Source organism: Hwanghaeella sp. LZ110 (assembly GCF_048892525.1).
Lineage (GTDB): Bacteria > Pseudomonadota > Alphaproteobacteria > UBA8366 > Aestuariispiraceae > Pacificispira.
The window spans coordinates 66,799-92,525 of record NZ_JBLZHT010000012.1; the positions used below are offsets into that span (position 1 = coordinate 66,799).

The 25,727-nt window shown below is 53.9% G+C and carries 24 protein-coding genes; 8 read left to right on the forward strand and 16 right to left on the reverse strand.

Going from position 1 to position 25,727, the window contains the following annotated elements:
* The first annotated feature begins 108 nt into the window (after positions 1 to 108).
* Genes ACOSDM_RS19005 through ACOSDM_RS19015 form a run of 3 tightly spaced genes read left to right on the forward strand, consistent with a single transcriptional unit; the run spans position 109 to position 2,899 of the window.
* Positions 109 to 1,101 (forward strand): TRAP transporter substrate-binding protein, encoded by a 993-nt coding sequence (locus tag ACOSDM_RS19005; RefSeq protein WP_420726118.1) that lies wholly within the window; start codon positions 109 to 111, stop codon positions 1,099 to 1,101.
* Positions 1,098 to 1,625 carry a TRAP transporter small permease gene (locus tag ACOSDM_RS19010; protein ID WP_420726119.1) on the forward strand — a complete coding sequence of 176 codons (528 nt, stop codon included), beginning with the start codon at positions 1,098 to 1,100 and terminating at the stop codon, positions 1,623 to 1,625. Before ACOSDM_RS19005 ends, ACOSDM_RS19010 begins: the two co-directional genes overlap by 4 nt.
* On the forward strand, positions 1,622 to 2,899 hold the full coding sequence (locus ACOSDM_RS19015) for a TRAP transporter large permease (protein ID WP_420726120.1): 1,278 nt from the start codon (positions 1,622 to 1,624) through the stop codon (positions 2,897 to 2,899). The genes ACOSDM_RS19010 and ACOSDM_RS19015 overlap by 4 nt, the downstream gene beginning before the upstream one ends.
* Positions 2,900 to 2,937: 38 nt before the next feature.
* On the opposite strand, the gene ACOSDM_RS19020 is transcribed toward ACOSDM_RS19015, so the two are convergent.
* From ACOSDM_RS19020 to ACOSDM_RS19050, 7 genes are all read right to left on the reverse strand, one after another.
* On the reverse strand, positions 2,938 to 4,125 hold the full coding sequence (locus ACOSDM_RS19020; protein ID WP_420726121.1) for a CaiB/BaiF CoA transferase family protein: 1,188 nt from the start codon (positions 4,123 to 4,125) through the stop codon (positions 2,938 to 2,940).
* Between the two features lie 45 nt (positions 4,126 to 4,170).
* Positions 4,171 to 5,079: a hydroxymethylglutaryl-CoA lyase gene (locus ACOSDM_RS19025; protein ID WP_420726122.1), complete on the reverse strand. Its 909-nt coding sequence runs from the start codon at positions 5,077 to 5,079 to the stop codon at positions 4,171 to 4,173.
* 143 nt (positions 5,080 to 5,222) lie between these two features.
* The gene (locus ACOSDM_RS19030; protein ID WP_420726123.1) at positions 5,223 to 6,248 is read right to left on the reverse strand and encodes a TRAP transporter substrate-binding protein; all 1,026 of its coding nucleotides are present in this window, start codon (positions 6,246 to 6,248) and stop codon (positions 5,223 to 5,225) included.
* Positions 6,249 to 6,288: 40 nt separating this feature from the next.
* The gene (locus ACOSDM_RS19035; RefSeq protein WP_420726124.1) at positions 6,289 to 7,602 is read right to left on the reverse strand and encodes a TRAP transporter large permease; all 1,314 of its coding nucleotides are present in this window, start codon (positions 7,600 to 7,602) and stop codon (positions 6,289 to 6,291) included.
* Positions 7,599 to 8,156 (reverse strand): TRAP transporter small permease subunit, encoded by a 558-nt coding sequence (locus ACOSDM_RS19040; protein WP_420726125.1) that lies wholly within the window; start codon positions 8,154 to 8,156, stop codon positions 7,599 to 7,601. The genes ACOSDM_RS19035 and ACOSDM_RS19040 overlap by 4 nt, the downstream gene beginning before the upstream one ends.
* On the reverse strand, positions 8,156 to 9,139 hold the full coding sequence (locus tag ACOSDM_RS19045) for an SMP-30/gluconolactonase/LRE family protein (RefSeq protein WP_420726126.1): 984 nt from the start codon (positions 9,137 to 9,139) through the stop codon (positions 8,156 to 8,158). The genes ACOSDM_RS19040 and ACOSDM_RS19045 overlap by 1 nt, the downstream gene beginning before the upstream one ends.
* 129 nt (positions 9,140 to 9,268) lie before the next feature.
* On the reverse strand, positions 9,269 to 10,210 hold the full coding sequence (locus ACOSDM_RS19050) for a LysR family transcriptional regulator (protein WP_420726127.1): 942 nt from the start codon (positions 10,208 to 10,210) through the stop codon (positions 9,269 to 9,271).
* Between the two features lie 618 nt (positions 10,211 to 10,828).
* On the opposite strand from ACOSDM_RS19050, the gene ACOSDM_RS19055 reads away from it, so the two are divergent.
* The 3 genes from ACOSDM_RS19055 to ACOSDM_RS19065 all read left to right on the forward strand — a co-directional run bounded on the left by ACOSDM_RS19055 (position 10,829) and on the right by ACOSDM_RS19065 (position 13,681).
* Positions 10,829 to 11,491: an ABC transporter ATP-binding protein gene (locus tag ACOSDM_RS19055; protein WP_420726128.1), complete on the forward strand. Its 663-nt coding sequence runs from the start codon at positions 10,829 to 10,831 to the stop codon at positions 11,489 to 11,491.
* Positions 11,492 to 11,528: 37 nt separating this feature from the next.
* Positions 11,529 to 11,828 (forward strand): hypothetical protein, encoded by a 300-nt coding sequence (locus ACOSDM_RS19060; RefSeq protein ID WP_420726129.1) that lies wholly within the window; start codon positions 11,529 to 11,531, stop codon positions 11,826 to 11,828.
* A gap of 191 nt (positions 11,829 to 12,019) precedes the next feature.
* Complete coding sequence (locus tag ACOSDM_RS19065; protein WP_420726130.1) at positions 12,020 to 13,681, forward strand: M24 family metallopeptidase; 1,662 nt, start codon at positions 12,020 to 12,022, stop codon at positions 13,679 to 13,681.
* Positions 13,682 to 13,818: 137 nt separating this feature from the next.
* Here the strand turns inward: ACOSDM_RS19065 and ACOSDM_RS19070 are convergent, their stop codons facing one another.
* Positions 13,819 to 14,757, reverse strand: a complete 939-nt coding sequence (locus ACOSDM_RS19070) for a LysR family transcriptional regulator (RefSeq protein ID WP_420726131.1) — start codon at positions 14,755 to 14,757, stop codon at positions 13,819 to 13,821.
* Positions 14,758 to 15,071: 314 nt separating this feature from the next.
* Between ACOSDM_RS19070 and ACOSDM_RS19075 the strand changes: the two genes are divergently transcribed.
* Positions 15,072 to 16,229 (forward strand): CaiB/BaiF CoA transferase family protein, encoded by a 1,158-nt coding sequence (locus ACOSDM_RS19075; RefSeq protein WP_420726132.1) that lies wholly within the window; start codon positions 15,072 to 15,074, stop codon positions 16,227 to 16,229.
* An 8-nt stretch (positions 16,230 to 16,237) separates the two neighbouring features.
* Positions 16,238 to 17,719, forward strand: coding sequence for a citrate lyase subunit alpha (citF, locus tag ACOSDM_RS19080; RefSeq protein WP_420726133.1), 1,482 nt, complete (start codon positions 16,238 to 16,240; stop codon positions 17,717 to 17,719).
* 45 nt (positions 17,720 to 17,764) lie between these two features.
* Here citF and ACOSDM_RS19085 read toward each other — a convergent pair whose 3' ends face one another.
* From ACOSDM_RS19085 to ACOSDM_RS19120, 8 genes are all read right to left on the reverse strand, one after another.
* On the reverse strand, positions 17,765 to 18,574 hold the full coding sequence (locus ACOSDM_RS19085; RefSeq protein WP_420726134.1) for an HpcH/HpaI aldolase/citrate lyase family protein: 810 nt from the start codon (positions 18,572 to 18,574) through the stop codon (positions 17,765 to 17,767).
* A gap of 2 nt (positions 18,575 to 18,576) precedes the next feature.
* Complete coding sequence (locus tag ACOSDM_RS19090) at positions 18,577 to 19,047, reverse strand: RidA family protein (RefSeq protein WP_420726135.1); 471 nt, start codon at positions 19,045 to 19,047, stop codon at positions 18,577 to 18,579.
* 3 nt (positions 19,048 to 19,050) lie between these two features.
* Complete coding sequence (locus ACOSDM_RS19095) at positions 19,051 to 19,902, reverse strand: PhzF family phenazine biosynthesis protein (RefSeq protein ID WP_420726136.1); 852 nt, start codon at positions 19,900 to 19,902, stop codon at positions 19,051 to 19,053.
* Positions 19,903 to 19,965: 63 nt separating this feature from the next.
* On the reverse strand, positions 19,966 to 20,871 hold the full coding sequence (locus tag ACOSDM_RS19100) for a ketopantoate reductase family protein (RefSeq protein WP_420726137.1): 906 nt from the start codon (positions 20,869 to 20,871) through the stop codon (positions 19,966 to 19,968).
* A 47-nt stretch (positions 20,872 to 20,918) separates the two neighbouring features.
* Complete coding sequence (locus ACOSDM_RS19105; protein WP_420726138.1) at positions 20,919 to 22,385, reverse strand: aldehyde dehydrogenase family protein; 1,467 nt, start codon at positions 22,383 to 22,385, stop codon at positions 20,919 to 20,921.
* Positions 22,386 to 22,447: 62 nt separating this feature from the next.
* Positions 22,448 to 23,248 carry an enoyl-CoA hydratase/isomerase family protein gene (locus ACOSDM_RS19110; RefSeq protein WP_420726139.1) on the reverse strand — a complete coding sequence of 267 codons (801 nt, stop codon included), beginning with the start codon at positions 23,246 to 23,248 and terminating at the stop codon, positions 22,448 to 22,450.
* Positions 23,249 to 23,421: 173 nt separating this feature from the next.
* Entirely contained in the window at positions 23,422 to 24,297 is an 876-nt protein-coding gene (locus tag ACOSDM_RS19115; protein WP_420726140.1) for an NAD(P)-dependent oxidoreductase, read from the reverse strand.
* Positions 24,298 to 24,813: 516 nt separating this feature from the next.
* Positions 24,814 to 25,727 (reverse strand): hypothetical protein (locus tag ACOSDM_RS19120; protein WP_420726141.1); only part of this gene is annotated, 914 nt, incomplete at its 5' end.

Sequence of the window (25,727 nt, forward strand, 5' to 3'; positions counted from 1 at the left end):
TGCGTATAACGCAACATACGCAGTCGTAATCAAGAATAGTCACCGATCGCACGCCATCTTACAGTTGATGATGTGATGGGCACCTCAAGAAGCCCTTGGGAGGAAAAAATGAAAAAACTTGTTTATACGGCCGCATTTGGCCTCGCATTCGTGTGTTCTCTGATCATCAGCACTCAGTCTCAGGCGCGTGAACTTCGGATTGGCACTATTTCTGCTGCGGGCAGTCCGTGGGATAAGGCAATGCAGCGATTTTCCGACGTTCTTTCTGAAGAATCCGGTGGTGATCTGACCGCCGTTGTCTATACCGATGGGCAACTTGGCGATATTCAACAGATGTTGACGGGCATGCAGCTCGGTAATGTTGAGATGGGCTATTTTGGCCTTGGATCTGCCCTGTTCCTAAAAGGGTCGGGTCCGTTGAAGGTGATCTATTCACCCTATTTGTTTCGCGATCGCGCCCATGCGCAAAAGGCGCTGAACAATGACGTATTCCGAAAGATATACGATGATATCGCCAAGACAACCGGCGTTCGGATCGTCGGCGCCTGGGGCAATCGTTCACCCCGTGCGATCCAGACGACGAAGGGACCGATTAAGAAACCGGAGGATTTGAAGGGGCTGAAAATGCGAGTCCCGGGTATTGACCTCTTCCAGGAAGAGTTCAAAGCGTTGGGCGTGCAAACCGTGCCAATGTCAATGACGGAAATCTATACCGGGCTGTCTAAAGGATTGGTCGAAGGGCAGGATAACGGGTTTGATCTCGCTCTGCCGCTGAAATTCCACGAAGTTGCAAAATACTGGTCCGCCACCGACCACAGCTATGAGACGACAGGCTGGTTCATATCAGAGCAACTTTGGCAGTCCCTTAGCCCGAAAGATCAAGCTGCGATCACCAAGGCGGCGGAAGCTGGCGGTGAAGTCACTTCAGCGGAGGAATTGAAGCTGGAGCAAGAGGCGAAGCAGATATTCAAGAACGCCGGTGTGACCTATACTGTTCCTGATCGTGACGCCTTTCGCGAAGCGCTGAGAGGTATCCCGGCCAAGTTTGAAGGAACGGTTTGGCCAGAAGGCTTTATCGCCAAAATCCAGGCGATCAAGTGAACCAAGGTTTATCTCGAAATGGTGTTGCGGCAGGTCGGATGATCCGGTCTGTCGCGATGCTTTTCAAGGATGTGCTCGGGCTTGCGGTGTTTCTGCTCACGGTCATTATTCTGGTGGCCATGTTTCTGCAGGCTCTTGATCGCTATCTGATCGGGTCCGGTTTTTCGGCCTATGATCAGCTTGCCAAGATTGCGATGGTCTGGCTGGCGTTTCTGGGCTTCCCACTCGCACTGCTGCATCGACAGACGGTCGCAGCAGATCTTGTGCAGGGTATTTTGCATCCGTATGTGGTGCGCATACGTGGTTTGGTCTTTGATGCACTGATAGCCGTATTGGCGGCAAGCCTTGTGTGGTTCGGTGCCCCGGTTATGCGAGTTGGCGCGTTTCAAGAAATCATCGGGACACCTTTCACCTATTGGTCCATCTATCTTGGGTTGAATATAGGAATGGGCCTTGTCGTGTTGATCCTGGTCTGCCGGATTACCAGATCGCTGATTGATGCCTGGCGCGGAGGCGCGAAATGACCATTGCAGTCGTATTGATTTTTCTGATGCTTCTGTTTGTCGGCTTCGATGTCGGCTTTACAATGGTTGCCTCTTCCTACATCTCCATTCTGACTGGTGTCAGGGAGGTCAACGGAACGGTTATGCCGTTGCAGATTGTCGCGGGCGTAGACAAATACGTGCTTGTGGGGATCCCACTCTTCATCCTAACCGGCGAGATTATGAATCGCGGCGGTTTGACAGAACGGCTGATCGAATGGGCGCTTTCATTACTTGGCCATATGCGCGGAGCGCTATCCCAGGTATCTCTGTTGACGAATCTGCTGATGGCAGGAGTGTCGGGCTCGGGAGCGGCGGATGCGGCGGCGACCGGGCGTATTATGATCCCGGCAATGAAGCGCGAGGGATATAATGAAGGATATGCTGGCGCTGTGATTGCTGCTGGCGCGATGTTGGGGCCTATTATTCCACCATCCGTGCCGATGATCGTATACGCGGCAATGGCAAATGTGTCAGTGATTCGTCTGTTTCTAGCTGGTGTATTGCCTGGGATTCTGTTGTTTGTTGGCTTCGTCGCAATTTGCGCAATGCAGCCTAAAAAGAATAGCGGTTACTGTCGCCCCAAAGCCAGTTTGGCAATGCGCGGTCGTGCCACATTGGTTGCTCTGCCTGTCTTGTCACTGCCCATTGTCGTCCTGGGTGGAATGCGGTTCGGGATTGTTACGGATACCGAAGCGGCTGCTGTTGCGGCCGTTTGGGCGCTGATTGTGTCGATGGTCCTGTCCCGGAAATTGACGGCGGGAGGCGTCTATGAGGCAACACGCGATGCGGGTATCTCCGCTGCCGCGATCCTGTTCCTGTTGGCTGCGGCTGGGCCGTTGGCTTGGATTATCGCGGAAAGTCGAATTAATCTGCAGATTGCCGATGCTATTTCGACGATCAGCGTAAATCCTCTTATCGTGCTTATCGTGATCAATCTGCTATTGTTACTGGTCGGCTGTTTTCTAGAACCGCTGCCTGCGATGATCGTATTTTTGCCAACATTGGTGCCGATTGGCGACAATCTGGGGGTCGACCCGATCCATTTTGGGATGATCGTCCTGCTGAACCTGATGATCGGTATGCTGACGCCTCCGGTGGGATTGTTGCTGTTCGTGTCAGGGGCGGCGGGAGAGGTTTCCGTTGCACAGATCATCCGCCGGATCTGGCCCTTCGTGTTATGGTCTCTGGTGGTCCTGATCGCGGTGGTATTGATTCCAGGCCTCAGTCTATGGGTCCCGCAACATGTTGGTTAGATACTGGTCGTTATACGTATTGAGTAATCAAGGCCGCGCTATTGCGGGGCATTGATCACGCCTTTCGCGCGCAGCACCTCTAGGCGCTCAGATGTCAGTCCACAATCTCTTAAGACCGTCTCAGTATGTTCACCCAGCCGTGGTGCCGGATGACGGATTGCGCAGCCGCCTGGTGAGATTTTCAGCGGAAAGCCCAGCATTTGCACATCGCCGTGGTCTTTATGCGGAACAGACAGGACCATTTCGCGGTGTTTGACCTGAGGATCTTCGAACATCTCGGCGATCTGAAGCACTGGGCCCGCAGGCACCCCTCCGGCGTTCAGACGCTCGATCCATTCCGCAGCGCCCGCCGTCCTGAAATGGGGAGCTAACTCGGCACGAATGCCGGCGCGATCAGCCATTCGTTTCGCATTCGTATCAAAACGGGGGTCGGTCAGCAGATCATCGCGACCCAAAACGGCAAGAAGTCGGGCATAGATCGTATCGTTACTCGGTGCGACCGCAATTGGGGAATCCGCAGTTTCAAAGAGTCCGTAGGGGGCGACAAGCGGATGATCATTGCCGCTTCGCTGTGGCGGTTCACCTGTCGCCAGCGTGTCACTGGCCATGTAACTGAGCAAGCTGATAAGCCCGTCTGTAAGACCGATATCTATACTGTGGAATGTTCGCGCGTCACGCTGAATCGTTAGGCACGCGGTGATCCCAAGCGCGCCATAGAGCCCGGCAATGAGATCGGAAATAGGGAGCCCCGTACGCATTGGCATATCCGTGACGTTTCCATTCACACTCATGAAGCCGCTCATGGCCTGGGCAATGAAATCAAAGGAGGGGCGCTCAGCATAGGGCCCGTCCGCCCCGTATCCACTGATATGGCATACCACGAGGCGTGGGTTGATTTGCTCAAGCTCGGTATCGGACAATCCCATTTTGGTCATTACACCAGCGCGAAAATTTTCAACAAGAATGTCGGCGGACTGAATCATTTCGCGCAGCACGTCAAGGCCTTCGGGTTGGCGCAAGTCCAGTACGACGGAACGTTTGTTTCGGTTATAGCCGGCATAGTACCAACTCAACCCATCGACCGACTTGCCCTGTTTGCGCAGCGGATCGCCTGAAGGGGTCTCAATCTTGATTACATCAGCCCCCAGATCAGCCAGTAGCTGCGTGCAAAACGGGCCAGATATAATGCGGGTCAAGTCGATGACCCGCGCGCCAGAGAGACTCATTTGTATAATCCTTTTTAAAATGTCGGGCTGGGCATGAGCCCCGATTTACTTCGCCGTGTTATAGATCTCGCCGACCGGTTTGGCGCGCAGCAGATGCGCAGGCAATTGGCGGTCCAGAAGGGTTTCAAACCAGTGTCCGGCCTCTATGAGTCTTGTCAGGTCGACACCCGTTTGGTGCCCCTCCAGATGGAGAAAATGGACCAAGTCCTCTGAAGCGACATTGCCGGTGGCACCAGGGGCAAAAGGGCATCCACCTACGCCGCCAAGTGCGCTTTCGTATCGATCAATCCCGGCGGCGATGCCAGCCTGGACATTAGTCAGGGACATGCCGCGCGTGTTGTGGAAATGCAGAACGATTGTAATATCGGGTAAAGTGGTGCGCACTGCATCGATAAGTCGGGTCACTTGCGATGGCGCTGCGGTGCCGATTGTATCCCCCAGCTTCACGGTTTTGATACCCATGTCAGCCATTCGACGGGCGACTTCGACCACGCGTGCGGCGGGTACCTCACCTTCGAAGGGACAGCCAAAGCTGGTCGCGATTGCGCCAACGGCCGTGACGCCCTGTTCTTCTGCGAGCCGAATGACGGGGATCAGGCGATTGAGGGCTTCATCGGTGTTCGTGTTGGAGTTTGCTTGCGAGTGGCTCTCGCTGGCCGAGGCGAAACATACCCATTCGTCCAATCCGACCTGCGCCGCCCGTTCGGCACCCCGCATATTCGGCACCAGCGCTTCTAGGATAAGTTTCTCCCGTTGTGGAATTCCACGCAAGACATCTTCGGCATCCGATAGTGCAGGTACCGCGCGAGGTGACACAAAAGATGTGGCCTCAAAGCGCCGTATGCCAGCAGCGGCGACGCGGGTTATCAGCTCAATTTTTTGCTCAATTGACACCGAACGGCGTTCATTCTGTAAGCCGTCTCTTGGTCCGACCTCTGTCAAGGTAATCTGCATTGGTTTGTCTGCTCCTCAAAAAAGTCGTGTAAGGCGATCGCGGAAGATAATTTTTAGTCTCGTTGTGGGTATAATCGAACCAATCCTGTCGATGGAGTTATGCGAACGGGCAGGGTGCAAAGCACCCTGCCTCTAGGTTCGTGTCAGTCGATTGAGTTCAGTTTGACATAGCTATCATAGATGTCGCTGAAGGCACGATAGGACTCGATGGCCCGGCGGAACATTTCATCTTTCGCACTTTCTTCTGCGATTACTTCCTCGGTCGTTTTGCGCAAGGCGTTCAAAACGTCGTCTGGAAAGCGTCGGATTGTCACACCTGCAGCGCGGATCGTCTCCAGCGCATCTTTCTGCTGAATGGAACCAACGGACAATGACCAAGCCGTATTGGACTGGCAGACGGTTTCGATCGTATCGCGTTCCGCATCGGTCATACTGTCCCAGACATCCTTGTTCATCAGTAGCTCCATGCCGCCACCGGGTTGATGCCATCCGGGGAAATAGTAGTTCTTGACGACGTTCTGATAGCCAGTCGTCACGTCCAATGCGGGATAGCCAAGCTCTGTGCCGTCCAGCTTGCCTGTTTCAAGCGCAAGATAGACTTCACCGGCAGGCAGGCTAGATGGCACTGCCCCCAGTTTCTCCATAACTTTGCCGCCGAGCCCACCGATGCGGAAATTCAAACCTTTAAAGTCATCGACGGAATTGATTTGATTGCTGAACCATCCTCCCGCTTCCGATACCATAAGGCCGCAGGGTGTCGGCACGACATTGAAGGGCGCATAGAGTTCACGCCAGATTTCCAACCCGCCGCCAGCATACAGCCAGCTGGCAAATTTGATCGGGCTCGGACCAAAGGGGATTGAACCGAAAAGAGGTGCCGCGGGCATCTTACCGGCCCAATACCCCGCAAAACTCCACCCTGCATCCAGGGATCCGTTGCCCACCGCGTCCAATACCTCCAGCGGTGGCGCCAGCTTGCCAGCCTCGTAGACCCGGAAGTTCAGGTCGTTGCCGCTGACTTCTCGGGTCTTGTCAGCGAAGCGGTTCACCGCCGTCCCTAATACGCCAAGATCTGGAAATGCGCTTTGCAGGGTGAAATCCCGAGCATTTGCTTGCCCTGTAGAAAGGATCAGCACAGCGGCCATGGCCGCTATTATCGTCTTCTTCATTGGTATTCCTCCTCAGTTTCTTAGTTGGTTTTGTTGGTTTTCATATTAAGATTCCAGGCCACACTATGATAATCAGTAGTGTCAGGAGCTGGAGCGCTACGAAGGGCAGTACACCGCGATAGGTGTCGCGGTTGCTGATTGTCCCCCGTGAAGCGCTGCGCATATAGAAAAGCGAAAAGCCGAAAGGCGGTGTCAGAAATGATGTTTGCAGGTTTACCGCGACGATGATTGCGAACCAAATCATTTGATGGTTTGTGTCCAGCCCATTACCGAAATCCAGACCGGCCACAATTGGACCAAAAATCGGCAACAGAATCAGTACGATCTCAAGCCAGTCGAGAAAGAATCCCATCACAATCATTGCCATCATCAGCACAATCAACGTGCCCCACGCGTCCAGTTGGGCATGTTCCAGCACGTTGACGATTAGGTCTTCGCCGCCAACCCCACGGAAAACGGCACTGAAACATGTCGCGCCAATGGCGAGGAACAGTACCGCCGTGGTGTTTCGCATTGTGTCGATCGAGACCCGGCGCATATTGGGTCCGGTCATCCGCCCGTTGGTAAACGTCAGCAGCGCCGCGCCCAGGGCACCAACGCCGCTTGCCTCTGTCGGGGAGGCGATGCCGAAAATGATGGCGCCAAGTACGCAAAAAATCAGCACCAATAAGGGGCCGATACCGATTAGTATCTGCCAGACATTGAAACGTTCAGTCTGTCGCGCTGCCGGTGCGTGATCCGGATACAGTGTCGCACGCAAGATCGTGTATGCCAGATATAGACCGATCAGGATTGCGGACGGGACGATACTGCCTGCAAAAAGATCGCCAACGCCCACACCCAACTGGTCCGATAGAATGATCAGCATAATTGAGGGGGGCATAAGAATCGCAAGCGTTCCAGATGCAGCGACGATACCGCCGGCCAGATCGTTGCTGTAACCCTGATTTTGCATTTTCGGCAGAGATAATAGGGTCAGCATCACAACAGATGCCCCCACAACGCCGGTTGCCGCCGCCATCAATGCACCGATAAGGATTACAGCGACTCCTAATCCACCGCGGCGATTTCCGAAGGCACGTTGTAAATCCACCAAGGCGCGTGCGGCAAATCCCGACATCTCCAGCAGCAAACCCATCGCGATGAACATCGGTATGCTCAGAAACAGCCAATTGGTCAGAATATTGCCGTAAACACGTGAAACCAGTAGATTCGCAAAGGATATTGGTAGGTCAGAGACTAGCAATGCCAGCGTAGCTGTGCCCCCCAGGACCAGTGCGACCGGATAGCTTGATAAGATACCTGCGATCAGCAAGGCGATCATCAGCAATGGGATAACGACATCTGCGGTCATTGGCGCTCCCCTAAGGATTTTACGTCCAATACCAGCCGCAACACGATGCACAATCCCAGCAGGACAAAGCAACCGAACAACACAAATTTAATCACATAGATATCGTGCATACCGCCGTTCAGCCCGTTCTCGTCAATTGCCCAAGAGCGTGAGAAGAAGCGCCATGCAGGGGCGAGGAATATCAGCGCAAAGGGCAACCCGAAAATCAGATGACTGGCGATATCAATCATCTGTCGCGTACGGTTTGTGAAAGTTTCCGCCAGAAAGTCGACACGTACATGTGCGCCTGTAACCACTAGGGGGCCAATAGCAGAAAGCAGCATCAGCGCAAATATCTGCCATTGAAGATCAGCCAGCGTCGCCAATGAAATCGCACCTCCAAGTAGGAATACATCAGAATCGAAGCTGATCAACGGACCGGTTCCGATCATTCCGATTAGGACACTGAGATTGATTAAGAGTATCAGGCTGGTAACGCAGATCACGGCGATCCAGCCTGCGATATGCGGCGTGGTGTCCGTTTCCGCCGGATCGGGACTCGTCTTGGACTGCATCAGCTCCAGTCCCAATGCACCGGACGAAGGCCCGAAACAGGGCTTTTGAACATTGCAATACGGTCACCGGCGATACAGCCCAGATAGACTGTGCGCAAGTCCGAGCCACCGAAGGCAATGCTGGATGTATTCAGCAACGTTGAAGAATGCCGCTCATAGACCGTTGCGGAATACAGATCGCCTGCAACGAGTTTCGCCTCTACCTTGTCCACATGGTCTTGCTCGAAATCTTCGAACAAAAGGTGTTGGCTACCATCCGGAAGCAGTCGGAAAATTCGGTTGGTTACAACGCTGACGACCCACAGTCCGCCCTCTACATCGAATGCCATCCCATCGGGAAAGGTTCCTGTCCCATATTCGGCATAGGTGGTCCGGTTGCTCAAACTGCCGTCTTTGGCGAGGTCAAAGCGTGTCGTGCGTCGGCCAAACGTTTCGTTTACATAGAAGCTTCGTCCGTCCGGGGCGATCCGGCACTCGTTTGTCCAGACCATTCCGTCGGAGACGATGCGTGCCCCCTTGTCATCGATCAACCCGATAAAGCCGTCATTCGCCGTGGTGTCGAAGGCACTTTCGCGCGGGCGCATGGAAGAAACGCAGAACCATATCCGTTCCTGGTCATCCATCCAGACAAAATTAACAGTCGGCAGGACGACTCCGTCCACTTCGCCCAGAAACGGTTCGTGTTCGCCGTCCGGTGTAATCCGCCACAGGCCGCCAGCCGTGCCCAAATTCGCAAAGACGATTGATCCGTCTCGCATCAGGATATAGCCATTTGGCTTGAACCGGGTTGGCGCATCAGAAGTTTCACCGATTAAGGTCTGCGCTCCCTCTGGCGACAGGCGCAGTACACCGCCGCGTGCATCGCTTGCATAGACTGCCCCCGATGCACCGCAGGAAACGCATTCCGGGCGTTTAAACCCAGTGGATGTGAATGAAAAATCGTTTGTGGAAAGGCGAAATGCCTCTTGTTTGGGTGTTTTCATGGTTCTTCCCTTTTGATCGCGGGTTTGCCCCCGCGTCTGATTTAAAGAACCATAGCACCGCCTAGTACTCCCGCTGAAATGCTCATTCAGCGTAGCCGTGTTGCGAATTAGAGAACACCAAGAACGCCATTATGACGAGGCGTCACGCGCTTTTGCTTGCGCAATAAGAAACTTGAAAAATAACTCCGCCGTTTTGGTCAATGCTTCACCGCGTCTGCGCACGATGCTGATTTCGCGTGTGGCCCAGGCCTCACGGATCGGTACGATTGTTATCGGTAGGATTGGCAGATAGGGCATCACGAAACGGTGGGGCATAATGGCGACCCCAAGCCCGTGTGAAACCAGGGTGCGCGCGACTTCATTTGTGGTGGCCATATGCCGGAATTCGAACTTGCTGTTACCGGTGACGGCAACGCGACGCATCAGTCGGGTCATGGAACTGCCTTCGCTAACCCCAATCAGATCGTGACGCGACAGATCTGTCATGGTGACTCCGGAAGACCCGTCCAGGATATGGCCTTTCGGCACAGCAAGAACCAGCGTATCCATGCAATATGGCGTCGTCTCAACACTCGACGGCAGACGAAATGTGTGGGCAATCAGCCCCAGATCCGCCCTGCCCTCAGCAACGGTATCGACAACATCGGGACTGAACAATTCAAACAATTCAATACCGATTAAAGGATAAATTGTGTGAAACTGAGAAAGATCCTCCGCCAGGCCGTTGACAAAGGCTGATCCATTCGCGCTCAGCAACACGCTGCCTGCTTCACCGCTTTGCAGACGTTTGATTTCTGTGCGCGCGGTTTCAATTGATCCGAATACTTCGCGTGCTTTCGCCATCATGATCTGGCCGCCTTCGGTCAGTTCAACGCCGCGTGAATGCCGCAAGAAAAAGATCTGATTAAAATGCATCTCCAATTCGGCAAGGCGTCGGCTGACGGCTGAGGGCGACAGATGGAGCCGTTCAGAGGCCGCGCGGATGCTGCCTGTGTCGGCAACAGCTAAGAACACGCTTAGTGTCAGCAGGTCCAGATGTATATTTGGGATTTTCTCGGTCTGATCGGTCATTTCGGTGCCCCTGCCATAATGCGGATAAGAAACCAGACGGGCATACATAACAAGCCGCGTAAGTTTTCATAGCATTATCACCGCCGCAGCCAGGATGAGTAAATGCTCACTGAATAGGTGTTTTATGAGTGAAAGAGGTTCCTTGCAGCCTGCACGTTATGAATGCTGTCCAGCTTTTGGATAATCTCTCCTCAGATTTTAACTTCTTATGCATCCGCTGAATTTTTTAAAGATGTTCCACGCGACCATTCCGACTCGCTTGTTTTGGCCTAGACGGTTCAGATGGTAGTGCGTGGTGGGGATTTGGTCTAGCGGCAACGCAGCTTTGGGCATATGGCAGTTGATATTCGTTCACAAGGCCCAACGATCAATAGGGTGGGGCCATCAGCGCATCGAAACGTTCAGACCCCGAAGGGTGATGGCTGTGTATCCTTTTTATTTGAAGCTTAAAATTTTTCTTGAAGTGAAATTGGTATTGCGAGTAACTGTGATGAAAATTAACTAAACTGTATAGTAAGATTATGACCTAAGCCGCGATCCAAATTAATAATGTCAATCTTAAACTTGGGGGGTCAACAATCTATGAATCCCTGACCTTTGACGTCAAAGGCTCGGAGTTTGTTTGTCTTTTTGGGGCCATCGGGTTGTGGGAAATCCACCGCACTAAGATTGGTTGGGGACCTTTTTCCAGTCCAATCCGGCACTGTTTGCGTGAACGGACAGGCGCCAGCAAAAGGCTGGTTTCAGACATCCTTTGTTTTTCAGTCCCCGCGCCTGTTGCCGTGGAAAACCACGCTGGAGAATGCCGACTTCGGGCTGGAGATGCGCTATCCAGGGATGCCGCGCAATGTGCGGTTGGATCGGGCGCGGGCGGAACTTCGCAAAGTCGGTCTAGGGGGTGATTTTGATAAGATGCCTACAATGTTATCAGGAGGGGAGAAACAGCGTGTCGCCATTGCGCGGGCGCTTGCGATGGAGCCTGAAATTATCCTGATGGATGGACCCTTCTCGGCCCTTGATCATGCCTCGCGGTCTAGGCTGCGTCAGCAGATTCTGGATCTGTGGGCGGAGCGAAAGAAGACAATATTGTTCGTCACCCGTGATATCGATGAGGCACTGTTCCTGGCGGATCGTATTGTCGTGCTGACGCACAAGCCGACCCAGGTCGCGAAAGTCATCACTGTGACCGAGCCGAGACCTCGTGATTTAGGGAAGAGCGATGAACTCGCGCAACGGCGGGACCAACTCGTCACGCTGCTGGAAGAACCCCAGATCGCTTAATCAAGCGCGGCGAAATGCATCAACAGGGAAAACAAAGATGAAAAAACTACTGATTTTTATCGCCCTCGCGGTCATGATTGCCGGGCCGACGCAGGCAGAAACCACAGTGAATTTCGGGTATCTCTCCGATCCCTCTCACGAAGCGATTCTATGGGCGATCAAGAATGGTCGCATAACCTCTGACAAGATCAAAGTGGAAGCGACGGCGTTGGAGATTCCAGCGCTTATCCAGGAAACTATTGCGCAGACCTATGATGTTATTGAGACGGCGGCAATCGCCATTCCGCGCGCCCGTTCCAAAGGGCTGGACCTACGCATCATCGGCACCGGGCTGTAGTCTCATGCGTCGGGAGCGGGGTCTGGGATATGGGTTCCCGCCGATAACCCCTTGAAGACGATTGAGAATATCAAAGGTAAAAAACTCGCCCTGTATTCTTTGGGCTCTGCTGGAATCACGCTGATTCGAATTGATTTGGCGGAAGCGCATGGATTTAATGTGGCCGCTCAAGGGGGGCTGAATTCGTTGAAATGCCAGCCCCCGGGGTGCCGGCGGTCCTGTCTGCTGGCAATGTCGATGCGGCCACGCTGATCCATGCCCAGGTGTATCAGGCATCAAAAACAGGTGATTATCATCCGCTTGGGGCAGTGTCGAAGGATCTTATAGACAGCTTTGGCGTTCGTATGGTCACAGCGGTTCTTGCTGGATATGGCGATAAATTGAATGCCGACCCAGAAATCTACCAGGAATTCTCTCGCGTGCTGCGTGCCGCAATGGACTATGCCTTGGCGCATCCCGAGGAGGCATTTAACGCGGTTGGCAAGGAATACAATATTGAGCCAGGTTTCTACGACGCATGGTTCAGCAGCTATTCCGAATTTCCGGTCTTGTTGTCGAAAGATGATATGAAGGCGATACAGGTATTATGGGATAAATGCGCGGAGCTTGGTCTTTTGACAGACGTTCCGGTAGTTGAACGTGACCGCCGCTGGCAGCAATTGCGCACAAAAATGAAAATAGCGGGGATCAATGCCATCGTTTTGATGGGCAATGACCTATGGAACGGCATGGGCATGATCAATTTTCGCTACCTCATGCAGGTTGGATCCTATATGGGGGCCGTTGGTCTTTTCCCGATTGAGGGGGATCCAGTGCTGTGGATTGGGCCAGAGCATATGGGACGCCCCTACTGGCGAACCCTTTCCGAACAGGAATGGGTAACAGATATCAGGGACCGCAAGGGGTGGTCTGTTGTTGCCGCAGAGATCCGAGACAGGAAGTTGGACCGCGGAAAAATAGGGTATGCGGTGTTCAGCAATACGCTTTCCAGCGCCGCAATCTTGGAAGGTGACAAGCGGTCCTTGAATCGGGAATTTCCGAATTGTGCGATCGTTGATGCCAGTCACATGTTGACCGAAATGCGGCTGATAAAATCTGAAGTCGAAATTGATATGCTGCGGGAGGCCGGGCGTTGTGCCCGAATTGCGCTGGACGCTTTCATTGAAAATGCACGCCCAGGACTGACCGAACGGGAATTGTTTAGCGAGGTGCTCAAAGCCCAGATCGTAGCCGGTGCCGAACCAAACCTGCATTTGTTCATGTCTTCTGGGCCAGTTGAGCATCCGGTCGATGAGATGTGGCATTTGCTGCATGCTTCGGAACAGCCTTTTGCGCCGGTCGGGCGCATGCTGGAGCAAGGGGACGTTGTTATCACGGAGTATCATACAAAATATGCAGGTTACCGCTGTCACACGGAATTTTCAGCCTATCTCGGTCCAAAGGCGCCGGACCAATTGCGTCGGATTTGGGACGTCTCGGTAGAATGTCTGGAGGCCAGCAAAGAGGCCCTAACAGCGGGTCGAAGCTTCCAAGAGGCATGGCGCATGATCCGGCGTCCAGCGGAAAAGGCTGGCCTGGATTACGTGGAACTGGGGTGGCATGGCATGGGCTTAGACTCACCGGTATTCCCGACGGTGGTTTATCCCGAAGGGCGCGGCAGCCCGGCTGGCAATGGCGCTGGCACCGAAGATTGGGAACTTCAGGAAGGCATGACGATGGGCAATAACATTGATTTGCATGACCCGTCCTGGAAGCGTGATGTCGGCTTGATGCTGGCGGACTTCATGGTCGTGCGCCCCGGACGCGCTGAGTGTCTGGTCGACGTCCCAACGGAGTTACCGCAAGTAGGTTGATCTTGGAATCGCGCTCACTCCGAAAGCGAAGGTTATGCCGGTTCCTTTGTTCAGGGCTTGTGCGCACCTCTATAATCCAAATTCTGTATTGGAAACGGTGATATCGGGGGCATGACTGAACGCGTTGCGCGGTTGGTTCACGATACAGTCCTGGCCGGAGTGGTTTCGGCCAGCCGTACCTTGAAAATATCTGCCAATGCCAGGGCAGGCTTGCTCAAGACTTCTTCTTTTAGTGTGGCGATTCCAATATCGCGGACGATTTCAGGATCCGTTAATTGCAGCGTTCGAACTTCGTGCGACAGGGTTGGCGGTACCGCCAACCTGGGGACAATCCCTACGCCCAATCCTGACATTGCCAAATCGACAAGCGTCGCTGCCTGCCGAACACTGCAGGCAATCCTGAGAGGGCGGCCTGATCGTTCCAGGTACTCCGTCAAGAGCATTGGCAATTCCTGGCCATTTTGCAGAACAATAACGGGCATTCCCTGCATCACAAGCAGGGGCAATTGCGTTAGATCGTTAAGGGACAAAACGTCCGGTAAATCTTTGAAATGATCACGTGCGGCCAGTGCGACCAGCGGTTCACGCAGCAACCGTTTGAATTTCAGATCGGACTTGGCCTGCACAAAAGGCGTGACGCCAAAATCGATCTCCCGATTTCGCACTGCCGCTAACAGATTGCTGGATGTCACTTCGCGTATATGCAGTGAGATCTTTGGAAACCTGGTGCGAAACTCAGTCAATACAGAAGCCAGCGTGCCCGCCGCAACAGTCGGGGCGCAGCCAAAAACCACACGCCCGCGCCGTCGCTCGGCAGCGTCTCGTGCTTCCACTATACCAGCCTCCAGGCGCTGGATTGAGTCCTGGACCCGTTCCAGTAGAATTGCACCGTCTGGAGTTGGGGTGACATTGCGCGTCGTGCGCTCCAGCAGCTTCAGGCCGATCTGTTCCTCAAGCTCTGCAACCTGCATGCTGATCGCGGATGGCGTGCGCCCCAGCTCCTCCGCAGCGCGGCTGAAGCTGCTCAAATGCGCGACGCGTGCGAACGTGTGCAGTAGTTTAAGATTGACCGACATTCATATCCTCCCCAGTTCTCATTGAAGTATTATCATAAAAACTGAATTAACGTTCAGATTAATAAGATTGTTTGAATAACGCACTATTGGCATTTTGCCCAGCAGACAATGTAGCAGCATCAAATCTGCCATGGGATCAATCGAGGTTGCCGTCAGGACTTTCGTCTTTCCTCCCCTCGACCCCGGTAAAGTTTCAGGAAGATTGGGACCGGATCGCGGCGCATGTACCGGTGGGAAACCAAGTGTGAATGTGACTTCCTCGCCAGGGATGCGTCTTGCGACTTGGCCGGGTTCGTCCAGAAAGGAGATCAAAGGTGAAGCCATTAGAAGGTCTGAAGATCGTTACTGTTGAGCATTTCGCCGCCGGCCCCTACGGGTCGATGTATCTGGCAGATATGGGCGCGACAGTATTCAAGATCGAGAACGCCGTTTCAAAGGGTGATCCCGCCCGTAAAATGGGACCGTATTTCCTGGGGGAGAATGACAGTCTGGTCTTTCAGGGGTGGAATACGAATAAGAACAGTATCGCGCTTGATTTAAAAACCCCCAAAGATCGGGAAGCTTTCCTGGCGATTGTCCGCTCGGCTGATGCCGTGATGAACAACCTTCGGGGGGATCAGCCGGCAAAGCTGAGTATCGACTATGAAACACTGAAGGCGCAAAAAAAGGATATCGTTTGCTTGCATATCTCCGCCTATGGACGGGACAATTCCCGTGCCAACTGGCCGGGTTATGATTATCTGATGCAGGCGGAGGCCGGGTTGATGCATCTGACCGGTGACCCTTCCGCTGACCCCACGCGCTTTGGCGTCTCAATTATTGATTTCATGACCGGTACTGTTGGCGTCCTGGGGCTTCTGGCAGCATTGCGGAGGGCCGATAAAACCGGCGAAGGGTGCGACGTTGATGTCAGTCTGTTCGATGTGGCGCTGCATCAATTGGGATATGCGGGAACGTGGTATCTGAATGAGGGGCTTGAAAGCAACCGGGTCGCCCGTGGTTCACATCTGTCGGTTGCCCCCGTTCAGACATTCACGGCGCAAGATGGCTGGATCTATGTGATGTGCATGACTCAGCGTTTCTGGGAATTGTTACTAGACAAATTGAACCGCAACGACTTGAAAGATGATCCCCGCTTTGGCGATCAGAATCAGCGGTCGCAGAACCGGGATGCATTGACCGAAATTCTGGATATCGAATTCGCGAAGGCGCCGACGGCATTCTGGCTTCAGGAATTTCGGGGCACTTTGCCAATTGCGCCCATTCTTAGCGTGCGCGATGCGCTGGAGAATCCTTTCGTGGCGGAGGTTGGTATGGTCGCGGATGTTCCGCATGATATGCGACCCGACATGCGCCTTTTGGCAAATCCGATCAAATTTGACGGACAGCGGCTGCGGCAGTCGCCCGGCAATGCCTTTGGCGCTGATCGGTGTCACGATGAACCCGTCTCAGTCGATCAAGCGAATAAGTGACAAGTCCCATGGAACACTCGATTTTACCGTCCAACCTTGAAGGATATGGGGGTATCCGCGCCTATAGTACGGAAGCGTCGCAGACCATCCGAAACAAGGTTTTGGCGGATATAGATGCAGCGTTTTCAGCTTGTGATATCCGCGACGGTGCTATTTTGTCATTTCATCATCATTTGCGGAATGGTGATGGTGTTCTGAATATGGTTCTGGCTGTGGCCGAGAAGCGCGGCTTGAAGGATATTCATGTCGCAGCGTCATCGATTTTTGCCATCCATGAGCCACTGGTCGGACACATACAGCGCCGGACGGTTACAGGAATTTCTGCCGGTTTCATCTCCGGTCCAGTGGCGGAGGCCATATCGCGTGGCATGCTGGACAAGCCAGCAACCCTGTACACGCATGGGGGCCGTGCCCGTGCTATAGAGTCCCGGGAACTGTCGATTGATGTGGCGTTCGTGGCGGCTCCGGCTGCGGATATGTCGGGCAATGTGTCGGGTACGGCCGGTCCCCGCGCCTGTGGCACAATGGGATATCCAAAGGCTGATGTCGCAGCAGCCAGGCATGTTGTTGCTGTTACAGATACTCTGATGGCGTATCCCGTCCCGCAGATTGAAATCGATCAACAGGCGGTCGACTGGGTCGTGGAAGTTTCCAGCATTGGCGATGCCGCAGGCATTCTATCGGGCACGACAAAGCCAACCACCGAACCGTTGGGTCTTGAGATTGCACACCGCACCGCTGCCCTTATTGAGGCAAGCGGCCTTATGGTGCCAGGATTCTCATTGCAGAATGGGGCAGGGGGTATATCGATTGCTACGGCATCTGCACTGGCCACGCGCATGACGCAAACGGGCGTCAAGGGCAGTTTTGCATCCGGCGGCATCACGGGGTTTCACGTCAAAATGCTTGAAAACGACCTTTTTGAGGCGCTGTTGGATGTGCAGTGTTTCGATCTTGCAGCCGTTGAGTCCTATGCAAAGAATCCCCGACATCAGGGGATATCGGCATCGGTCTATGCCAGTCCCAGTCGGCGTGGCGCAGTTGTGGATATGTTGGATGCTGTGGTGTTGGGGGCTGCTGAAATTGATATTGATTTCAACGTCAATGTGACGACACGCGCAGATGGGACGATCATTGGTGGTTCAGGTGGACATGCCGACACGGCTGCCGGCGCGAAACTGACAATCATCACGACACGCCTGACGGCAGCAGGATTCCCCAAGATTGTGGATCGTATCGGCACCGTAACGACGCCTGGAGAAACGGTTGACGTTTTGGTGACGGAGGCCGGAATTGCAGTGAATCCGAAACGCACAGACCTGGTTGAAAGGCTGAGGACGACGGACCTTCCACTGTGCAATATTGAAGACTTGCGCGTCCAGGCTGCAGCAGCATCTGAACGACAGCCGACACATTCGAAAGGGGAACGGGTCGTCGCGGTATCAGAATATCGCGATGGGTCCGTGACAGATGTTGTTCGGCAAATCTAGAGCAGCTTTGGACAAGCGACACTTCTGAAATCTTGTATCACAATGCTACAGGTCTTGTTGTGCGGCCCGCAGGATTGCCCTTGCTTTGCGTCGGACGGGTTCATCCACCATAACACCATCGATCTGAACCGCACCGTCTCCAGAGAGTATGATACGACGCGCCCAGGCGATTTCAGTGTCACTTGGGGCAAAGGCGCTCAATACAGGGGTAATTTGCTTTGGGTGGATACACAGTTTGCCGGTCATACCCATATCCCGCGCATGGCTGGCGTCCTCTTGGGTTATCGACAGATCATCCAACTGAACGGTGACTCCATCGAGAGGGGCGGCGATACCGCAGAGACGGGACGCAAGGACAAGTTCGAAGCGGACTGGCGCCAATATCTGGCGGCTATGTGCGCAACCCAGATCGGCGCAGAAATCAATCGACCCGAAAGCCAGGCGCAGCACGCTGGGTGTCGCCGCAATCTTTCGCGCCCAGGCCAGCCCTTTGGCGGTTTCTATGAGTGCAATGACCGGACAGGATACCGATTTCGCCACTGTCTCCAACTGTTCGGGGTCTTCCGCTTTGGGTATCATAACCGCATCAGGGCATAGGGCCGCGACGGCGGCCAGATCTGCGTCATAAGCACTGCTGCCAGCGGCATTGATACGCACGATTATGGGAAGGTCGGTGAAGTCACAGCGCAATGCCGCGCGCGCAGTATCTTTGGCATCAATGGCGACCGCATCTTCAAGATCAAGGATTACCGCATCGGCGCCTGACTGAGCTGCTTTCTCAAAGCGCTCCGGACGATTTGCAGGGACGAACAGCGGCGCCCGAATGCTGGAAATATCGACTCCACGATCTCTCATGGTCATGTTGCCTTTATGTGGAAAATCGCTTCGATTTCAACTGAGACACCGAATGGCAAGGACCCCATACCCACGGCAGAGCGGGCATGATAGCCAGCCTCGCCTAATACTTCGATCAGCAGCTCCGAACATCCATTAATCACTTTGGCATGGTCATGGAAGTCGGGTTCGGCATTGACCATGCCGGTTACCTTAGCAACAGCCTCGATGCGCGAAAGCTCACCAATCGCAGATTTTGCAACGGAAAGCAGCTGCAGGCCGACATTGCGCGCAGCGTTATAGCCGTCTTCAACGGATGTATCATGACCCAGACGCCCCAGAATCAACGAACCATCCGGGTTTCGCGGAACCTGTCCGGAAAGATAGAGAATGTTTCCCAGTAATCGAGCCGGCCGATATGCCGCCAGGGGATCGGGTGCGGTTGGTAAGGTGATCCCCAGGGATGTCAGTTTCTGTTCCGGTGTCTGTGACATGTTCTAAATCTCCAGAAGTTGCGGTTCACGAATAGTGCGTGTGCTTCCGCTCACCCGGATACTCGCACCGCGCTGTTGCGTGATCTCTGTCATCAGACGACATGGAATTCCCATATCGTCACCCTGATGGATAGTAATGCTGCCTTTATGGGGCCATTCGATGTCTCGCAGGTATCCCGATAAAGCCGCTGCAGCGGCACCTGTCGCCGGGTCTTCGTAGACGCCCCCAAGCGGGAACGGGTTGCGGGCATGAAACACTTGCGCGGTCTCAGCGTAAATCAGATTAAAGGTGATATATCTCTCGCGCCGGGCCAAAATCTGGCCTTTTGCAAGATCATAACGCATTTTGTGTAATGTCTTGCGGTCTTTCAGCGCCAGGATCAAATGATCGCCACCACCATGCGCCACCGCAGGGGGTATTCGTGGGTCAAGATTGGCGGGGTTCAATCCAAAAAGCGCCATCGCATCCTCAAGAACGGTCACTGCCACGGGCGCACTGTGAGTCGGGGGGGACTGGAAGGAAGCTCCCCATTCTGTTTTGGACAGGTGCCCCTCGACGGTGATACGCGCGTGGTTGAGATCGAGCGTGAAAAGGCCTGCTCCATTTTGCTGCGCCAACGCGGCACCAAGCGCGATCGTGGCATGGCCACAAAAATCGACTTCGACCTTCGGCGCGAAATATCGTACCCGCCAAGCCTCTCCTTCAGGCGCAGCAAACACGGATTCAGAATAACCGATTTCTGCAGCGGCCTTTTGCATCACCGACGTATCGGGCAATCCATCACAGAGAATGACACCTGCGGGATTGCCACCGTGCGGACCGTTTGAGAAAGCGGCAATATGTTGGACTTTCATCGTCTTACTTCCATTTTGTGTAAATATTATCACCAATCGACGGACGCCCTAGCATATTCCCGGTTAATTTTTAGAATTATCCATGCCACTGCCCTCGGCGCTTTTTACAAGTAACATTAAGGTGCGGTTTATGGGGACTGCTATTGCGTGTTTGGCGGCGCGCTTCACGATTTCCCCATTCAGGAAATCAATCTCTGTTTGCTTACCCCGCATGAGGTCCTGGGCGGTTGAAGAGTATTGCCCTGCCATGGTGACCGGAATGCTCCGAATAGTCTCGAATACGTTGTCTGGGACGTGGATGCCTTCCGCCCGGGCGACAGCCAGGGCTTCGCGCGCAATGTCTTCCATTAGATTTGGTATTCCCTCTTGTGCGGCCATTTTTCCATAGGGTGACCGGGTGATGGCAGAGAGCGGATTGATGGCGCAATTGACGACCAGTTTTGCCCAGAGCGATGTCATCACGTCCTTTGAGATTCGTGTCTCGATACCGGCGGTATTCAGGATGTCGGCAATGTCCATGGCATCCTGCCCGGACAATTCCAGGTCGCCGCGACCCTCATGGCGCACAATGCCAGGTTCGATCATGCGGCTGGCGACATAAACAACTACGGGCAACACCGACTGTACAAAAATATCGGAGAGCGTTTCGGCGTTGGAAACACCGTTCTGTAAGCTGAGCACGCGGCACTTGGGATCAAGATAAGGCGCAATCTCTTTACCGGCTTGTTCCGTATCGCCAGATTTGACGCAGACCATTAACATCTCCGCCCCCGTGACTGCGGATGGATTGCTGCTTGCCTCCACCTGCGCCACTAGCCGTTTTCCATCCTTTTCCAGAATCAGGCCATGTTGTGTGACGGCTTCGACGAAGGAAGCGCGCCCGACTAGCACGACGTGATGACCGGCAAGGGCAAGCATGGCACCATAATAGCACCCGACTGCACCCGCCCCGATAATAGCGATCTTCATTGACAGTATCCTTCAATGAGGTGCCCCTGCGGACAGTTGGCCCTCAGTCAGCCAAAATAGTTCACAACAGTTTTGATGCGCGAAAATTCATGCAACGCGACAAAGCCTTTTTCCCGCCCGTGGCCTGACTTCCGAACGCCACCAAATGGCAATTCGACACCGCCGGCAGCGCCGAAATTGTTGATGAAGACCTGTCCACAGTGCAAGGCCGCCGCCACACGCTTTTGGCGTGCGCCGTCGCGGGTCCACATCGATGCGACAAGCCCGTATTCGGTTCCGTTTGCAATGGCGATTGCCTCATCCTCATCTTCAAAGGGAATAACACACAGGACGGGACCGAACACTTCTTCTTGTGCGATCTTCGATGTAGGGTCACAGGGACCGAATAGAACGGGCTCGACATAGAAGCCACTCTGTGGGGCATGTGCACCGATGCGCCCCCGGGCGATAATGGGTTCTTTGCAGTCCGAGATATACCGCTCAACCCGCTGTTTCTGTTTAGCTGAGATGAGAGGCCCCATCACGGCGTCTTCTCCGGAAGGGCCAACTTCGATGGCCTCGAAGCGTGCCTTCAACTCTTCCGTAACCCGGTCATAAATGCTGCGCTGGATCAAAACGCGGCTTCCAGCCGAACAGGTCTGTCCAGCATTCTGAATCAGGGCGTTGACCAGCACGGGCATCGCCGCATCAAGATCGGCATCTTCGAAGACGATCTGGGGTGACTTTCCTCCAAGCTCCAGCGTGCAACCAATAAAGTTGCGAGCCGCGGCGATCTGGATCATTGCACCAACTTCAGGCGAGCCCGTGAAGGAGATGAAGTCAACGTCGCGATGTTCCGACAAGGCCTTGCCGACGATTTCTCCCCGGCCTGTTACCACGTTCAGAACGCCTTTCGGAAAGCCGACTTCGACGGCCAATTGCGCGATCCGAAGACCACTGAGACAGGCATCTTCCGATGGTTTCAGAACAACAGTGTTGCCCATGGCCAGAGCTGGCGCAATGGAACGCCCAATCTGCTGTGCTGGGTAATTCCAGGGCAGAATCACACCGACGACACCATGCGGTTCGCGATACATTGCGACATCATATCCCTTCATGAAAGGAATGACCTCGCCATGGAACTTGTCGGCCGCGCCTGCATAGAATTCAAAGTAACGGGCGGCCATAATCATATCCGTGCGGGACTGTTTGATCGGCTTGCCGTTGTCCTTTGTTTCCAGTTGGGCCAGCGATTCAGCCTCTTCCAGGATACGGGTCGACAGCTTCAATAACAGTCTGCCGCGATCCACAGCCGTCATTGCCGCCCAGGGACCTGATTCAAAAGCCCGTTTGGCAGCCGCAACAGCCAGATCTAGATCCGCCGGGCCGCTATCGGCGATTTCGGCAAAGATCGAGCCATCGATGGGGGATATAACAGGCAGGACCTGTCCCGTTTGTGGCGGCGACCAGTTATTATCAATCAGGTTCAGTGGTTCTGGCACCTTTAGTGCTGCGCGGGTGGTCGTATCGTTCATCACTGTTTCCCTTTCAAAAATTTGAAACCCCGACGCCTGATGCACACGGTGTTTCATCATGGTCAGATGGTCGTATCATTCTGTTGATGCCCGAAATCTGGCTCTTCTTTGGCAAAGAAGGCGCGTACACCTTCCCTGCAATCAGCAGAGGCGAAGACCTGATCGCTGGCATCAAGGGACCGCGCGATTAAGTCCGCCGTTGAGAGGCGGGTTGCATCAGCGATCAGGGTTTTGCACAGGGAAAACGCCCTCTGTGGTCGCTTGGCCATTTCGGATGCAAGTGCCTCGGCTACTTGGATAACCTCATCTTTCGAAGCCAGGCGGTCGATCAATCCCCAATCAAATGCCGTTTTTGCATCGATAGGTTCTGTCAAAAAAATCAGCTGCTTTGTGCGCGCTGGGCCGATACGGCGAACTGTGCGATAAGGCCCCCCGCTGCTGGGAAATACGCCCAGACGCATTTCGGGCAATGCCAACCGGCAGGTCTCTTCGACGACAATCAAGTCGCAGCACAGTGCAATTTCAAGACCGCCCCCAAAGGCCAATCCATGTAGCGCGGCGACGACAGGTTTGGGAAATGCCTCCAGCTTTTGAAACACCGCATTCTGGCGGCGCAGCTTCATTTCAACGACATTGCCCGGTTTATAAAAATGCTCGAATTCAGATATGTCGGAGCCGGCGCAAAAAGCACGCCCCGCCCCCTTCAGCAAGACGGCGCGAACATTATCATCGCGACGCAGATCTTCCAGAACAGCATCCAGTTGGCCCGTCATCTCCATTTTGAAGACATTCAGCGGCGGGTTGTTCAGCGTGATCGTGGCAATCTTGTTGCGCACAACGCATTCTACATAAACGGTTGTCATATCGTCTCCTGCACGTCGTCAGAGATTCGTTCTGAATGTGCTCAGCACTACATAGAATTGATATACATTTCACACAATCTGATTAGTTTTAATGATTGATCAGATTATCTGATGTATTTTCCGGTTGTCCGGCCCTGGTCAGGCGCTTTGTTTTCCGTGCCTATGACTTGATCTTACTGAGACGGCGACTGGAGTAATTTCACCAGTTCCGGCATGAAGGCGCTGCCCTTACCCTGATCGATCTGCCCCGCGAGCGTGTCATAGGCGGCCTTCGACATCAGCCGTGCCGCATCCATTTCTTCGGCCATTGTGTTGTAATATCCGACATCTTTGTAGGCGTTGTTGATTGTAAAGCGCAGCAGGTCGGCGTTTCCCTCAAGGATATAGGGGGCCACGCGCTCTAAAGCTGCGCCGCCTGCGCCCCCCTTGCGCAGACAGTCCACCATGGCGGTGGTGTCCATCCCATCCTGAATTGCACAGGCAGCAACTTCAGCGATCAGCGCTATAGTTCCCATCGAGATGATATTGTGAATGAGCTTCAACTGGTGACCGCTGCCAACATCTCCCGCAATGAAAATGTTTTCAGCAAAACTCTCCAGCAGGGACCGGATCCGTGTGATCGATTCTTCCTTACCGCCCACCAGAAGATTAAGACGCCCTTCTTCCGCTTCTTTCGGTGTTCTTGTCATCGCCGCATCGACAAAATCGGAACCTTTATCGCCAACCTTAGCCGCAAGTGCGCGGGTTGAACTGGGAATCGCGGTCGAGCAGTCAATTACGATGGAGCCTGGCCGCAGACCGTCCAGAACCGCCCCTGATCCGGTCAGGACATCTTCAACCTGAGGGCTGCCGGTGACACATAGCACAAGAACATCTGACGCTGCCGCAAGATCGACTGCCTTGTCATAGGGTTTGGCCCCCAGTTCGAGCAGATCTGTCGTCGGCTGATTTCCGACCTGGTCCAAAAAGCTCAGTTCCCATCCCTTTGTGACGATGTTTTTGGCAATGCCATGGCCCATAAGCCCGACCCCGATCAATCCAACCTTCATTTCTGGAACCTCTCATTTACAAGTATCTGTGTCTGTACGTGCGACGTCGGACGCCATCCTATAGCTTTCACGTGTTATAGGCGGGTAGGGCGTCTTACCGTGCTGTATTTGCCTATTCTCCCACATCAATTGCGCGATCAGGAGGTTTTGCTCGCTTATCATGGTGGCAGATGCCTGTCCTAGTGATCGCAAGCCCGCCATTTATGAAGTCATATGTGCTAAGGTGCTGTGAGACAATCTTATAAATTTAATATATTAATCAGTTAATCTTATTAAACTAGCGGCAAAGAAGTGTAGAACTGGATCCTAGATCCAGGGTGATGGGGATGAGGTAATTTCCAGTTTTGAAGGGATGTTCAGTCGGATATTGCAAAAAGCACGCGCGCCAAGAACTGACGCAATCGGTCAATATTGACGGAAAGCTGATTTGTAGAAACCGCCTCAATATAGCCTGCACAGGCTATATTGAGGCGGGTATCAAACACGCCACACAAGACTGTATTATGCTACATATTCTCAGTCGTGGTCATGTCCACAGCAATTTCCGGGTAGGACGGGTGCAGAGACGCCGCTGTGATCACAGCATCCGCCCTTCCACCAATCGGCCCCGGCACCGTGGCAATATTTGTCGTCCGCGCCAACCATCTTCATGAACATCGGATGATAGTTGCGGCAGACTTCCAATTCCGTCTTCACCCAGTGAAGCGGATCTTTGGCATAATGGTCCCAGTAATCCCCATCCATATTGATGCCGGGGACAGCAGGATTCCAGCTTTCATCCAGCCACAGTTCCGGATCGCCATATTTGGCGCACAGTTTGCGGATTTCTGGATCGTCCAGTGCCTGAAGGCGACCGTTTTCAATGATATTCTCGTTATCCCCGTCCATTTCGCAGGTATAGGTCGGGAAATACAGATGCAGGTGCCAATGGCCCACCAGATGACCCATGCGCGCGGCTTCCCGCTCTGCCATGGACGAGATGATGGTGCCAAAGCCCATATGAATGACGCCGGAGCGCACCCGTTCATACAGGCAATTGACGAAGCCTGACGGGAAGTCCTTGCGCGGGCGATGGATATGAGGGTTCGTGCCGATGGACGCTTCCCACCAATGCATGATGCCCTTGTCCGGGAAGGTCGGATATTGGATGTCCTTGGTCTGCTCCATAACATCGCGCAGTTTGCGGCCAAATTCGCCACCTTCATTGATCTGTGTGATTTTGGAGTTTTCCACGACCAACTGGGTCCAGTCACAGGGGGCGATATGGTTGGTGGTGCCGGCAATGATGCCACAGCCGTCTTCCTTGAACGGATGGAACATCCAGGGGCGTCCGGTAATGTGGCCCGGCAGATAGGTCTTGCCGAAATGCTCATTCCCGGTCCAGGTCCGCGCGGTTAATTCCGGATTATAGAATTCGCGATTGGCATCCC

Coding starts and splice junctions, on each gene's coding strand:
- ACOSDM_RS19005 (WP_420726118.1), top strand. CDS start 109: ATGAAAAAACTTGTTTATACGGCCGCATTTGGCCTCGCATTCGTGTGT.
- ACOSDM_RS19015 (WP_420726120.1), top strand. CDS start 1,622: ATGACCATTGCAGTCGTATTGATTTTTCTGATGCTTCTGTTTGTCGGC.
- ACOSDM_RS19020 (WP_420726121.1), bottom strand. CDS start 4,125: ATGAGTCTCTCTGGCGCGCGGGTCATCGACTTGACCCGCATTATATCT.
- ACOSDM_RS19025 (WP_420726122.1), bottom strand. CDS start 5,079: ATGCAGATTACCTTGACAGAGGTCGGACCAAGAGACGGCTTACAGAAT.
- ACOSDM_RS19030 (WP_420726123.1), bottom strand. CDS start 6,248: ATGAAGAAGACGATAATAGCGGCCATGGCCGCTGTGCTGATCCTTTCT.
- ACOSDM_RS19035 (WP_420726124.1), bottom strand. CDS start 7,602: ATGACCGCAGATGTCGTTATCCCATTGCTGATGATCGCCTTGCTGATC.
- ACOSDM_RS19040 (WP_420726125.1), bottom strand. CDS start 8,156: ATGCAGTCCAAGACGAGTCCCGATCCGGCGGAAACGGACACCACGCCG.
- ACOSDM_RS19045 (WP_420726126.1), bottom strand. CDS start 9,139: ATGAAAACACCCAAACAAGAGGCATTTCGCCTTTCCACAAACGATTTT.
- ACOSDM_RS19050 (WP_420726127.1), bottom strand. CDS start 10,210: ATGACCGATCAGACCGAGAAAATCCCAAATATACATCTGGACCTGCTG.
- ACOSDM_RS19060 (WP_420726129.1), top strand. CDS start 11,529: ATGAAAAAACTACTGATTTTTATCGCCCTCGCGGTCATGATTGCCGGG.
- ACOSDM_RS19065 (WP_420726130.1), top strand. CDS start 12,020: ATGCCAGCCCCCGGGGTGCCGGCGGTCCTGTCTGCTGGCAATGTCGAT.
- ACOSDM_RS19070 (WP_420726131.1), bottom strand. CDS start 14,757: ATGTCGGTCAATCTTAAACTACTGCACACGTTCGCACGCGTCGCGCAT.
- citF (WP_420726133.1), top strand. CDS start 16,238: ATGGAACACTCGATTTTACCGTCCAACCTTGAAGGATATGGGGGTATC.
- ACOSDM_RS19085 (WP_420726134.1), bottom strand. CDS start 18,574: ATGAGAGATCGTGGAGTCGATATTTCCAGCATTCGGGCGCCGCTGTTC.
- ACOSDM_RS19090 (WP_420726135.1), bottom strand. CDS start 19,047: ATGTCACAGACACCGGAACAGAAACTGACATCCCTGGGGATCACCTTA.
- ACOSDM_RS19095 (WP_420726136.1), bottom strand. CDS start 19,902: ATGAAAGTCCAACATATTGCCGCTTTCTCAAACGGTCCGCACGGTGGC.
- ACOSDM_RS19100 (WP_420726137.1), bottom strand. CDS start 20,871: ATGAAGATCGCTATTATCGGGGCGGGTGCAGTCGGGTGCTATTATGGT.
- ACOSDM_RS19105 (WP_420726138.1), bottom strand. CDS start 22,385: ATGAACGATACGACCACCCGCGCAGCACTAAAGGTGCCAGAACCACTG.
- ACOSDM_RS19110 (WP_420726139.1), bottom strand. CDS start 23,248: ATGACAACCGTTTATGTAGAATGCGTTGTGCGCAACAAGATTGCCACG.
- ACOSDM_RS19115 (WP_420726140.1), bottom strand. CDS start 24,297: ATGAAGGTTGGATTGATCGGGGTCGGGCTTATGGGCCATGGCATTGCC.